The 14,070-nt window shown below is 39.1% G+C and carries 2 protein-coding genes; both read right to left on the bottom strand.

The genetic code is table 11. The annotated features are described in order from the left end of the window. Positions 1 to 834: 834 nt before the first annotated feature. On the bottom strand, positions 835 to 10,782 hold the full coding sequence (locus tag C4S76_RS12140; protein WP_105193894.1) for a SpvB/TcaC N-terminal domain-containing protein: 9,948 nt from the start codon (positions 10,780 to 10,782) through the stop codon (positions 835 to 837). 19 nt (positions 10,783 to 10,801) lie between these two features. Beyond that, positions 10,802 to 13,918, bottom strand: coding sequence for a T9SS type A sorting domain-containing protein (locus tag C4S76_RS07695; RefSeq protein WP_105193893.1), 3,117 nt, complete (start codon positions 13,916 to 13,918; stop codon positions 10,802 to 10,804). Positions 13,919 to 14,070 lie beyond the last annotated feature (152 nt).

The raw sequence follows: 14,070 nt of genomic DNA, 5'->3' as shown, positions 1-14,070 counted from the left end.
CCAATAATGATCTCATTGAGAACTCGAATTTATGCAAATACACATATGATACTAAAAAAAGGAAAAGCTATAGTTAACATACCCTCCGAACTTTTTCAAAAAACAATAAACTCTATATATAAAAAAGTTACTCAAGATAGCATAAATTAACTTGAACTAGATAAAATAAAGATAGTTCCCAAAACAGATACAGAGAAACTAGATAAATAATCAAATATCAAACACTACAGTTATGGAGTCTACTCTGGTTCCTTTCCTCAATAAACACCTCCCCAAATGGTACATATTCTACATGCTGTACTATTTGTGCGTCTAAGTTAGTAATATAACTGCTACTTCCCAAATGAAATGGGTTTTTATAATATAATTGCTCTTATCCATTCCCTTATCCCTGAAGAGGAAATGGAGTTGTTGGACCTGCTGAATGAAAAACCTTAAAATAAAAAAGCCCGATACAAATCGGGCTCTTTTCTTATCTAATTACAAATCTGTGTAAATTTTGGCGTGTAATTTATAAAGCGAAATTCTAACTTTATTTATTATTAATTTTTATTAAAATATCTAATACAAAAATAAATTCCAAGTATTAAAACCTGAATCAAGGTTAGCATTACAAGATAAAACCACCATAATAATCCAGAGCCTCCTTGGCTTTTACAAAATAAATTATAATACAAAATAGAACTATAAAAGAAAAAAATAGCAATATTAATAACTCCTAGGCTCTTATTAATCCTAAATAATCTCACTATGATTATAAAACAAATTATTGAAATAGTATATAAAATAAAATTATCACTATAGAAAAATTGATTATCCATCTTTACACTAATCTTATTTAACTTCCGATTTTACTCCAGAATGAGGAGTTCTCGACTTATCCCATTCTTTATATTTTTCCTGTAATTGTTGCTTAACATTTCCTTTTCCATTCTCTAAAACTTCTAAAGTAAATCCTAACTCTTTATTATATGTTGCATTTCCATGTTGATCAAATCCTATCTCATCCGTATTTGAAGCTACATTGATTACATTACCTGTTGCACCTACTCCTGATAAGATATCTCCATTATGGCTAATATTTACATTTGTGGCTCCACTTTCTGGATAATATAAAGAAGATGACTGATGAGGCGCAATATTAACAGAATATTCAATTATATTATCTTTCCCATAAGAAAAACCTATCTTATCTTTCTCTGCTAACTTTATTATCTCTGCTGTTAATCCTTTCATATAACCATTAGCAAAAGCCCCTCCACGACTATGTGAAATTACTTGTAATTGCTCTGTTATTTTACCATTCTTCATTGTCTCCTTCATCCTTGCATATACTGCTTTAGCATCTGCTATACCTTGATTTCTCCCATTTAATATTCTTTTTGCTGCAAGCATCCCTCTATCCCCATCAACATACATAAATTGACTATGATAATATCCTGTCTTATTTTTAATCGTTTCTCGTACATTTTTATCCCAATATGTACTACTTCCTCGTTCGCTATCGTTACTAACTCTACCATTTATTAAAATAGGCCACTTTCCATCTGGATCAGTATAATTAATTGGATTCTGATAGGTGTATTGATACGGAGTCATTGTTTTTTCAAAGAGTGGATCCACGCTCAAGAAGATACTTTCTCTCGGGTTGTAGTACCTAGCCCCGTAATAGTATAACCCCGTTTCCTCATCCAGTTCCTTGCCATTAAACAGGTAAGGGGTATTCCAACTCTGGTTCCTTTCCTCAATAAACACCTCCCCAAATGGTACATATTCTACATGCTGTACTATTTGTGCGTCTAAGTTAGTAATATAACTGCTACTTCCCAAATGATCTGCATGATAATAATACTGCATCTTTTCATATTCTTCATTCCCTTTGCCGATTCCCCCTCCATAGGTTTGGAGTTTTTTATCCTTTCCTTCACAGCAGAAGCCTGCTCCGTTTACATAATCATTATGGTCTTTTCCATGGTAAGGTACTTCAAAATAGGCATAATTGTCTTTTATATCCTGCAGGCTACGTTCGTATTTTTCTTTCCAGTTTATTTTTACTCCCCTTAGGTCATCGCCGGCATATTCTATTCTGCGAGGATCGGCCCCGAAGCTTTCTATATCGCCGAGCTTACTTACTATTCGTTGGCTTCCTATGTAGTAATGCTTGGTGTATTTCCCGTTAGGGCTCACTACTAAATACGGATTGATATAGGCGGTGAATCGTCCGGTTTGGGTGTTCCCTCCGGCAAATAGTGCGTTTACATACATCTGTTCACTCTCTCCGCTGGTTTTTATCACTCTTTCTCCTGAGGCATCATACCAATAGTTGCTTACATATCCGTTGTCATCTAGGGCGCGTAAGCGGTTTTCTTCGTCCCAAAGCAGTTTCCTTTCTCCGGTTTTATCGGTTATGGTGCCGTCTTTCTTTTTCTGGCTGGTATTTACGTAAATAAGGTTCCCGTTAGGGTCATACTGCCAGTCTTGTTTTTGTTCTCGTTTTTCTTGGATTTTTTCTTCTTCGTTACGGTAATTCTGATCTGCCAGTGAGGTGATTTGATTCTTTTTGTGGGAATCATACTTATATTTCAGCTCATACCCTGCACTCAGCCCTCCGTCAAACATAATGTTCTTTTGGGTCAGGTCTTGTTTTTTACTTACTATGTTATGCAGGTTATCATACTCCATGGTGAGTTGGTATCCGGCGGTTTTCCCGTCTGCTCCGGTATAGGTGCCTGCGGCTGAGGATAAGCGGTATAGGCTGTCATAGGTGTACTCATGCTTCATTTGTCCTCCCGGATTATTCGATGAATTTCCCGGTAGTGGGGCCTGGTTGGCTACACTTAATACATTGCTTACGGCATCGTAGGTATAACGGTTATCCATTATCTGGGTTCGGTTGCCTGTCGGAGTCCATACTTGTAAGTCCGTCAGCCTGCGGCGTTGTGGATCATAGGTATAGGTGGTTTCGGTACCGTTGCAGTATTTCAGGTAGTTCCTTTGCTCGAATTTATCATAACCTATCTGGTTTACATAGTTGTAGCTGTAGGACTTGCTGCCTTTTACTCCGGTCAATAGCCCGGCTGTATTGTAGCTATAGCTTACTTTTTCTTCATCCGGATAGATGATCTGTTCTATTCGGTTCCAGCTGTCATAGCGCATCTGGGTGACATAGGTGGCTATGGCCTGGTTCGGAATAATCACGGTGCGGCGTACTTCGGTTACTTCTCCCAGGGTTCCGTATTTAAATTCTTGGGCTCCGGTGGCATCTTCTTGCAGCATAAGCCTGCCGACACGGTTTTCTTTGGCATTTTTATTCCCGTAGTAATAGGTTACATTGTTTTCGGGATGTTCCGGATAGGTAATTTTATTTAGCCGTGTATATTCGTATTCATAGTTTATAGTTTTGCCGGTTGGGGCTAAGTTTGAGGTCTGGCGGCTAATTACATTTCCTAGGTCATCATAGGCTAAGGTTACGGTTCCGGCGGAAGGATGGGTAATTTGTGTTCTTCTTCCCAGCATATCATATCGGGAAGTGGTCTTCTGTCCTTCGGTATCGGTTACCTCGGTCAACTGTTGGATGTCGTCGTAGGTGAAACGGGTGGTTATAGTTCCTGATGGACCGGATAATTGTTCGGTTTTTACTGTTAATCCGGATCCGTTGGTATAGGTGGCCTGTTTTCCTCCTAAGGCATCGGTGGTAGTGGTTACCCGGGTACGATCCGAAGGGTTCAGGGTATAGGCTGCGGTACTCTGGGTTTCATCCGGAAGGGTGGTTTCCAACATTCGGTCTAAGACATCGTAACGCGTGCGCGTTGGGGCTACGGTATCAAAGGTGCGGTTGAATATGAGTTTGTTGGACGGGTCTTCGGTTACGGGATAGTAACTTTCAATTACTCTTCCAAACGGGTCATATTTGTTTCTACCGCTTACTATCCAGACTTCTTGGGTCTTCGGATGGCTTCCTTGTGCATCGGTTTCGGTGATTATTCCTTCTTTTTTTACTTGTAGGGCTGCTCCGAAGCCGTCTACAAAGCTTACCGTTTCTATATCGTCTCCCGGGTGCTGCGGGTCGTAATGTCGGGTTACGGCATAGGCCGGACGTTTTATTTCGCCGTTCTCATCTAATTCTGCCGTAGGCTGATATTCGTTTTTAATGGTATAGGGCACATTGAGCTCCAGTTCGTTAGGACCGGTTACCGTTAGGATTCTTCCTAAATTATCCAGGGTGGTTTCCATAAAGTACCCGTTGATGTCTTTTGAACTTAACGGTATGCCGTATCGGTAGTCATAATTTTCTAACTGGCTGGTATACCCGTAGGCATCGTCTATGCGTTCTACATACATATGGTATTTTGAATCATATCGGTATTTATACCACATCTGTTCGTTTTTGTGGTTTCCCGGTAAGGTTTTTTGTGTAATATTCCCGTAAATATCATAAGTATATTTAGTTGTAACAGGTGCTCCTCCTTCTAAATACTTCGTTATTTGGGTTATATGATTGGCATAATTCAGGTCGTAAGAAACATCTGTTTCCCTGCTTGTTCCTCCCTGGTTATTTGTTACCACCACTTTGGAGATCAGCCCGTAAATATGTTTGGCAGGATTTGCGGTATAGGATATCCGGGTCTGGTAATTGCTTGGTCCGGTTCCGTTTTCTCCTAAATTTCCTTTGTCACTATATTTATAATAAATAATTTCTCCTAAATTAGATGAAAGCCCTTTTATTCCATATTCATAGAAAGATTCATTTATTATCATTCCCCTATCTCCTCCTTCGTATACTTTATTTTGGGTATATTTAAGCGGGGTATAGGTCGATTGGTTATCGGAACATAAGGGGGTGCTAGTTATTTCATAATCGGCTACTCCTTTTTGTTTTACTTCATATTCGTAATATTTATGTAATGTTTCTGTGTATTTATTCCCGGATCCGTCCTGCAAGGTGCTCTTGAGCAGATTGCCGGCATGGTAGTAATCGCTTACGTCATATTCTTGTATTGTGCTTCGGTAGATTTCATTGTTTTTTTCGGTATCGATGCTGTGGATCTCTACTTTGCCGAATCCTAAGAATTCTCGCTCGTGCCTGTCTTGTTTCCCTTGGGTATATACATATTCTACTCGGGTATTGGAGCCGTCATCTTTTATGCCGTCTTCGGTCTCTACTGAGGATAATACCCATTTCCCCCCGGGATGGTCATAGGTGGCCGCGGTATGGGTATAATCTAAGGTGAATTTTCCACCTAGGGAATTGGATACCGTTTTGAGTTTATTGGTTTTTCCTATAGCCGACCTTTTTACTTTTATACTTCCTGTATTGCTTGTCCAAACCATATCGGGATACCCATCTGCATCTACATCTTTTATTTCAAAAGAGGTTACTGCGGTGGAAGTGGTAGAGCTGACTCCCGGGTTAAGCGTTAATTTTAATGGAATTGAAAATGGCAACGGAATCGTAATATTTATGTTATAGGAAACATTCGTAGATATACTTACTGAGGAAGACTTGGAAATGCGGCTCATTTGCTTCCATTCTATTTCTCGGGCAAAGGAGGCTCCTTTATTTAGGGAAACCCAGGCGTGCCCATCACTCATTCGTACTTTATCTACCAACCCGTCATTGTTTACATCTATAAAGCTGAATTTTGAAGTATTGGTAACTGTATTTACATTAATTCCTCCGGAAAAACTTGAAGAAGCTACATCTTGACTTTTTGCTTTTCTAAATGCTTCTAAACCTAGTTCTACTCCTCCACTTATGATTTCGGATTTACCTTTCTGTATTTCGTCTATATCCCAATCTATCTCTGATGTAAAGCCATAGCCTAAGTTTAGGCGTACTTTTCCATTTTTATATATTTTGTCAGGAAGTCCGTCTCCATTGATATCCATAAGGGTATGTTCTACTTTTTCACTGATTTTAGGTGCGCTAAATGATAAATCTACTGAACTGATCCCTACTTCTGAGGCTTTTGCATTTGCTGAGTTCTTTTTTTCCCCATCACCTTTTTTGGTTAATATGGAAACGGCTGTAATAGGGTTGGCACCAAAAGCATAAGCTTTACTGGTACTGGTACTGTAGTGGTTCCCTTTATAGCCTTTACCGGCATCGGCTATTTCTCCGTCAAATCCTCCCCGGGTATTGGTATATTGGATTTTATGGGGGGTGATGATATCCGGATAGCCGTCCCCATTCATATCGGAAAATGATATTTTGGTTTCATCTGAACCTTCGGAATCACTATAATTAAGCGAAACTCCTACAGATGCTCCCACCTGTTTAGTGGTATTTTTAGATTTGCTGGTAAGATTTACTCCCACTGCTGTTGATCCTTGTAAACATCCTCCTTCTTTGGATGGTTTACTGCTCATTCCTTCTAAAGGATTAGTCAGCCGTACTTCTTTTTCTCCTAAACGGGAAGCACTCATTATGGTGCCTTTGTTATACACGTATCTGTCTGCTCCAGCCCAATAACTTTTGGTTTCTGTATCTAATCCTATAGGGATAAATATCATGGTCCTTGGATCCAACTGCGTATTTTCATTTTCCGGAAGGACCAATTCTTTTTCTTTCATAGGCTGGGCATACCGTCCGGCATTGGCATTGTATATAAATTGTCCCCAGCCTCTATACATGGGACCGAATCCTCTTTCTTGCTCCGGGGTAAATACGTTTCCTCTGATTTGGTCTGGAAGACCTTTTTCCGGCTGAATTGTAAATTGTAAGGCTTTCAGGTTTTTGATGATTCCTTTATCTTGTGTATATCCTTCTACCCATATATTTTCTGTGGCGGAAAGAGAGGCGGTTACTTCTATTTCTTTAGCCGGTGAATTGGTGATTATTCCTTTGTATAGGGTTATTGTATATTCTCCTAATAAGCCGGTTTTTTTCTTGACGGAAATATGTATATCTCCACTAAATTCGTCAACTTCTGATGGGTTTTCAGGAATTATATGCGAAGTAATGGTAAATTTCTTGGTCGGTTTTTCTCCGTCTGTTGCTTGGTCAAAATTTACCGGATAATAACTCCCTTGTTGTATTTGTCGGTAAATACTGTAATTAACAGTCGCCGGTAAAAAATCATCATCTTCATCTACTTTTATTTGGGGTTTCCAGTTTACTTCTTTCCAATTCACATTAGTAGGCGAAGTAAGAGAAAAATAAAAGTTAGTGAAGGTTGAGCCTTCTGGAACTTTTATTTCTAAATTCCCTGCGTAGGTTTCATTCCAAGCAAAGGTTTTTTCGTAAACCTGTACTTCTTGTGAGCGATCATCATTCGCCTGAATCACTTTAACTGTTACATTATCTGAGGTAATCGGCTTTTCTAAAACTCCTGATATTATTACTTTTTTAAATTCCGGTACGCGAGTTACTGTACTTTGAGAGGCTATGTTGGCTTCTTTTGATGGGAAAATGTATACTTTCTGACCATCCGGATTCTCAATATCGAGTGCGGTTTTGATATTTTCTGATTCTATATAGGTTATTACAGGATCCCAATTTACCTGGTCAAAACTACCATTAGACATTTCTTGATTTCCGGACTGTACTCTAAAATAAATTTTATCTCCTTGGCTTATAGTCTCCGGCAGGGTTACATGGGTTGGGTAAGATGAAAAATCTCCTTTGTTTATACTTTTATTCCATCTTTCGGTCCCTTTAAATTGTATGGCTACTCTTACTCCATCCGATTTTTCGTATTCTTCGGGATCATAATCTCCTTGTGGTGACAGAAGCTGCACGTCTCCTTCTATTTTTATTTTCCCGTCAAAGGGGGCTTCCCATACTTTTACTATATCGTAAAGCGGAGAGTTGTAAATGAGATCTTCTTGTTCTTTAGGATCTACCTGGGTATCTGAACTGTCTACAAAGCCTCCTCCCATAATAGGGCTTGGGGTAAGTGAACTTTGCTGGGTAAAACTAGGAACCGGATTTCCTTCTTTGTCCCAGGTTATATGGTTAAAATATACTTTCCCATGGGATACTATATCTATAAGTCCATCATGGTTTACATCTGTAAAATAAACAGTAGTTGTTGTATTAGTACTCCCGGTGCTTTTTCCTACTGTTGCCGAAGCTATTCCAAATCCCGCCCTAGCTGAACCGCCTCCGTTGGAAGTGTTAGACTTGGTTTTAGAAAATTGGTTTACTCCTTTTATGGCTATAGGTTTACCAAAATTATCTCCTTTGAAAGGGGGTAATAGACATGGCTCATAATAAAGCATTCCTTTTTCCTGGTATACTTTATCCGGCAACCCGTCTCCGTTTATATCTATAAATGTGGATTTTCCTTCTGTAACGCTGGTTGAATAACTATAACTTCCTCCCGCAGTACCACTGTTGAAAACTGTATCTCCGTTAAAGTATCCTAATCCTGTATAAAATGAACCTCCATAGGAAGTGGTGTTACTTTGGTTTAGTCTTACTCCTTGACTTGCCCAAGATTCTTCCTCTTCTTTAAATGGGACATATCCTTCTTGTGATTTTACATCGTCATAATAATCAAAACGGTTGGAAGTAAATTCTTCCCCTTTATCGTCTTTATGGGTTACCTGGTCTAAAAGATCTGTATAAAAAGCTCCTGATTTATATTGTAGGTCATATTCTCTTAGTTTTTTTCCTTCAAAATTTACTTCTACACGGGTTAAAAGTTGGTTTTGGGAAGCTAAAAAACCATATCGGGCATTACTTTTTTGTTTTTGTTTTTGTTGGGTTTTGTCGAATTTTACTACGGTATGGGGCGATTCTCCTCGGTTTCCGGCATGGACTTCTTTCAGGTATAAGGCCTTTGAGGTGATTCCGCCTCTTACGGGTTCGTCTACCTGTTCGTATATATACTCTATGTAATCGCCATGAAGTTCTTCTACTCGTGAAAGTTTCCATTCGGCTATTACTTCTTGTTGTTCTCCATTGGCATTGGTGAAGTTCCCTTTAAGTACCCCGTTATTCCCTCCATAGGTATAACGGGTCCCTTTGCGGTCTGTTACTTCCCAAGTATAACTCCCCGGGGTGTTCCCTTTTCTTATTATGCGGGAGAAACTGCCTTCTTTTCGTTGGTAAAAAAGACGGTCCTGTACTCGGGCTTCTTTTTCTCCACGGTGTGCTAATAGGGGCTTTCCGTCGGCTCCACGGGTTAATAACTGAACTCCCTCTAAAAGATAAGTTTCGGTTTCCCGGGTTTTATCATATCGGGGAACTCCCCAACGGGTATCTAAGGTGATTCCGGGGATGTTTAAATCCCAACCTTCTCCCAACCAACCGTCGGAAGCATCACTATTGTATTGTATGCTTAATGATGGTATCATTCCGTTTCGTGCCGGTGGCATCTCAAAGTTGTATGACAAACCGGCTGTTCCTTTGTTGTTCGATTGGGGAGGAGAAAGTACGTTTACTTTTGCCAAAGGGTCGGCTACCTTAATGTCACTCATCGTGGTAGGGGTAAATCCTTGGGTCTCGGGCGACTCCGGCGCTTGTACCACTCCATTTATCATATCTGTAAAATGGGTAGTATGGGATATTATTATTTGTTTTTGGGTGTCTACACTATCTCGTTCTAATGCTACCCAGTGGCGGCTGTTTATGTCAAAATAGTAGGTTTTAATATCTTTTTCGGTATAGCCGTTCGGTATCTTGGTCCGGTCATAGGCTATCTTTACGGTTGCTCCTTCTTTAAAATGCTCTCCGTGTGGTAAAAATTTGTATCCTTCGGAGCCTGAGGTTACATTTTGTAATCCCATGTCTAAAGGGGGTAAATCTACTGACCTTAATCCTCGGATTATTATATTTTTATCTGTGAGCAATTTCTCTCCTTGTACTTCTATTTTTGCTCCTGATAAGGAAAGGTGATTTTGGCTATTCTGTTTTTTAAAGGTTTTCTGGGTTTCTAAAGGTGCTGCTGACAGGGTATGGTGGTAATCCGGTTTGCCTGAAATGATACGGGTTAATATTTTATTTTTATTTTGTCCCGTGCTTATTTCTACTTCCGAAACTACTCCGGGTAGTATGGTTTCAAACCTTCCGTTATTTACGTAAACCTGATTCCCGTTAATTTCTATTTGGTGAAGAGATTTTTGTGTTGTAAAGCCTTTTACATAGGTATCGTTCCCTGCATAGGCATAAGATTCGGCTACTACTTCTCGTGAGGCGATTGGGGTGGGATCTATTTCTATGGCTAGGTTCTTTATTTTATATCCGTATTCAGCTTTTTCGGGAACTGTAAATAATATATAGTTTTCTCCTTTTTTAATTTCATCATATCGCAGCTCTTCTTTCTGGAGCGTCCATCGGGCATTGGATTGTACGAGATAACCTCCTTGGGAGGGTAAATCGTTAATGCTTCGGGAAACCCCGCTTTGGTCCGATACTCCGTAAAGTTCATAGGTTAAGTATACTCTTTGATTTTTCTCGGGGGCTTTTTCCAGGTAGACCTGGAACATATTGTCTTCGGGATTATCAAAGTTTTTGTGGGCTACTTTGCCTATTTCTCCTTCATCCTGCCCGGATTTGTAATAATAGAGTGTTGCCGGGGATTGTATCTTTCTATTGAAAAGTGTTTTTTTTGCTGATTCTTGCCTGGCGGATGTTTCTATATTTTTTAGCTCTGCTTCCTGTCCGGAAAATTCTGCGGAACGGGCTTTTTTTCCTTTTTGTATTACGGAAATGCGTACAGTTTTTCTTTTTACTCCCCGTGCTTTGGACAGATAGGGGGCAAAACTCTGAAAAACCATTGTTATAAGTAGGAAATAGGCGATTCCTTTTGCTCGTTTCTGGCTTAATTTCATCATGGTATGACTGAATTTCTAGTTAGTTTATGCTTATTTTCTTGGTAAATTCTCCTTCTGAAGTAAATACTTTTACGATATAAACTCCTTTAGGCAGGGTATCTAATTCTATCTGATGCTCGATTTTGCTTTCTGATATATCTTTACTATACATCAGGTTTCCTGAAAAATCAAATACTGCTAAAGTCAACGTTGAGGATTCTTTTAGTTGTATTTTGGCTGTAATGGATGATTTATTGGTAAAGTCTTTATAATATAATACTAAATTATTGGCTTTATCTTCTTCTTCTTGTGGGGTAGGTATAATAGGGGCTATGGTTGCCTTGCAATTGGTTTCTAAGGTTATGGGGGTTTCTATGGTGGATTCTGATAAATCCTGCCTTTGTACTCCTTGTAAATGCCATGGGTGTGGCTTATGGTGTTTTATGTTATAAATCCCTTCTCCCGGGTCATTGAGTTTAACGGTGTAATATTGTTTAATATTATCGGAAAATTTATCGGTAGCGACGGTTGTTCCGTTTACTTTATATTCTACTATCCCGGGGGCTGTATTCTGTACCTGAATGAAATCTCCGGCACTAAGCTGAATCCCTTCTATTGAGGTAGGTTTTTTTATGTTATCGGTGATCTTATATATTTTTCCCTGAGTAATTTCAATTCCGTTTCTTACATATATATCCGGCAAACCGGGTACCGGTGGGGTAAAGCCCATCTGGTAATTTTGAGCTTCGGATTTATAATGGGTTTCTAAAAAACCATAGGAGGTTGAGGAGTTTACATAAAACTGACTGTTCCCCTTGGATTCTATATTCTCTGTTGTAGGTACCAGGTTAAAACCTCCTATTTCTTTTAGCTTTAATGTGTAATTCCCTAATGGGATGCCTGGGATCTCATATTTTTCTTTGCCAAAGAAGGTGCCTTCTTTTTCTATTTGGGTGGTCTCTATATTATAAAGCTGATACTGAAAGCCTTCGTCGCCTCTTTCTATTTTTAGGGTTATTTTTCCGTCTTTTTGTGAGGCTCCTAAGTCATCACAACTCGGGTTTTCTTTTTCTATTTTAGCTATCAGATTGCTTTCTCTGTAAGCGAAGGTAAAGGCATCTTTGCCATTATTATCTGTATCGAAAAAGATATTGTTGAATATAATTTTTGTTCGATCCTTATCATTTTCGTCTACAGGGTATATTTCTGTATTTTCCGGGTTAAAATTGCCTGTCCCGGAGCGGTCTATTAACAAATAGCTAAGGGACCCTGTGGGTTGGGAATAATTTGCAAATTCTTCAGCCCTTCCTTTGCCATAGGAGAGCTCTATTCTGTTGCCCGTATCTATAAAGCCCTCGGCGCGAAGGTTATTTATTTGGATGTCTTTTTTGTAATTATAGGCTCCGATACTTACATAAAAATCTTTATCTATATCTTCTTTATCGATAAAGATTTGTGGCAATTCTTGACCGTCTTGCGGTAGCGCCCAACCGTTGGCACTGATTATAATTGATTCTTTGGTCTTGGTAATGCGTATTTGTGTTCCGGCGGTAGCTTTAAGTTTCCATAAGTCTTGGGATTTTAATACTCCTTTGATTATTGGGTAAATTTTTCCTTTTTCGTTAATATATATTCCATAATCATTAGCATTATTTATTTCAGGAATACTCGGGGTCCCGAATTTAACAAGCAGCGGCCCACTCCCTTGCCCTACTTCAAAATAAATCTGCCCTTCATAACCCGGCATCGGGCTTTCACTGACTAATGTCCCTGTGCCCGCACTCCCTCCGGGTTTCGTTATACTTATTTTATATCCTTTTTGTTCATAATCCAGGTTCTCTATTCTCCATTTCATCTGCTCCGGAACTGGTTGCCTCCCTCCCATATTGGTATTTAACAACCAGCTTCGCTTCATAAGCTTAAGTCCTAAATAACGTTCATCTGTTTGGGTCTCTATTCCTTTATTATCATCACCCCATAAGGCATAATCTTTGTCTTTCATGCTTTGATGGGCTGAAAGCCTCTCTATTACCAACAATTTATTCCTGTTGGGGAGCCCATAGCGGCTTGCATTAACTGATTTTCCTTGGCGTTCATAGGAATCGCCGGCTACACTATAGGAAAAGCTTGGATTTTCTTCGTAGGAGGTGGTCCCGCCTTTTTGGAATAATCCGCTTTTATCATCGCGTATCATGCCGGTGATCCTTTTGCTGTATTTTTTATCTTGGTCAAGATCCCATATTAGGTGACTTTCACTATCTAAATAGGAGCGTTCCAAGGTAAATCCATATTTTACGGCCAGGTAACTTTCTGTTTTTATCCTTTCTAACGGGGTTAATATACGTCCGTATATAAATAATTCCGGTATATAGGCTTCTGCATAGTCTCCGTCGCCCCCAGGTAGGTCAAATGTGGAAGTGTTATTTATATTGCTGGGATTGAAGTTATGTCCTAAGGATATTACTGAATGGTTTCTTACTCCCCATAGAGAGGTATGGGGTTTACCGGTCCGGTAATAGACAAAGGAACGAAGGGCTCTTTCTTTAAATTGGTTCATATCGGATTCGGGACTCTTCCCGCTATGGTACATAAAGTCATAGCCTTCTTCTGCCCCATAATCTAATATGCCTCTTTGGCTTTCTTTGCTGTTGATTATCTTATCTGTACTTAAGATAAAGCTATTCCCCGGGACTCCGTTGAATGTAAACATATTCTTGGGTTGGTCCATTGGGTCAGCCCTTAATGAAAACGCACCTATTATCGTCGCTGTGGTTAAATTTGATCCTTTAATGTATATTTCTTTGGATATTTCATTGTCGGAATTACAAAAATTGGATATGTTTTCTAATTGGTTCTTTATCGCATCTTTATCATTGGTATTAAAACTTAATGCCGGATTAAAGTTATAATTGCGCAGGTAGTTATCGGCTTTACCTAAATATTCAACTCCATAAGAAGCGCCTCGCGGATCGTAATACCTTACTTGTAGTGAGTCTCCGGAATAATCTTTCCATTTATATGATCCATACCAATCTTCGGTATGGGATACCGGCTGCATCCATAAAACTGCTCCGGGTACTCCGCCTGGACCTATTATTTTTTCTTGGGAATATAATAAACAGCTACATAAAGACACCAAAGTGTAGATCTTTTTCATAGTAGATATAGTTAGTTTATAAATGAACGGCAAAACTAAAAATTTATATTTTATATTCCAAAATTATTAATGTATATTATTTTTTATTGTTTGCTGTTTTAAATATAATCCCTCCTCCTTAGTTTTTATTACAAGATGTGTATTGCTGTTTT

The organism is Apibacter adventoris (assembly GCF_002964965.1).
Taxonomy (GTDB): domain Bacteria; phylum Bacteroidota; class Bacteroidia; order Flavobacteriales; family Weeksellaceae; genus Apibacter; species Apibacter adventoris.
This window is presented reverse-complemented; position numbering and strand designations above follow the sequence as displayed.

Bases quoted from the DNA above. Each gene is read 5' to 3' on its own strand.
- C4S76_RS07695 (WP_105193893.1), bottom strand. From the start codon at position 13,918: ATGAAAAAGATCTACACTTTGGTGTCTTTATGTAGCTGTTTATTATAT.
- C4S76_RS12140 (WP_105193894.1), bottom strand. From the start codon at position 10,782: ATGATGAAATTAAGCCAGAAACGAGCAAAAGGAATCGCCTATTTCCTA.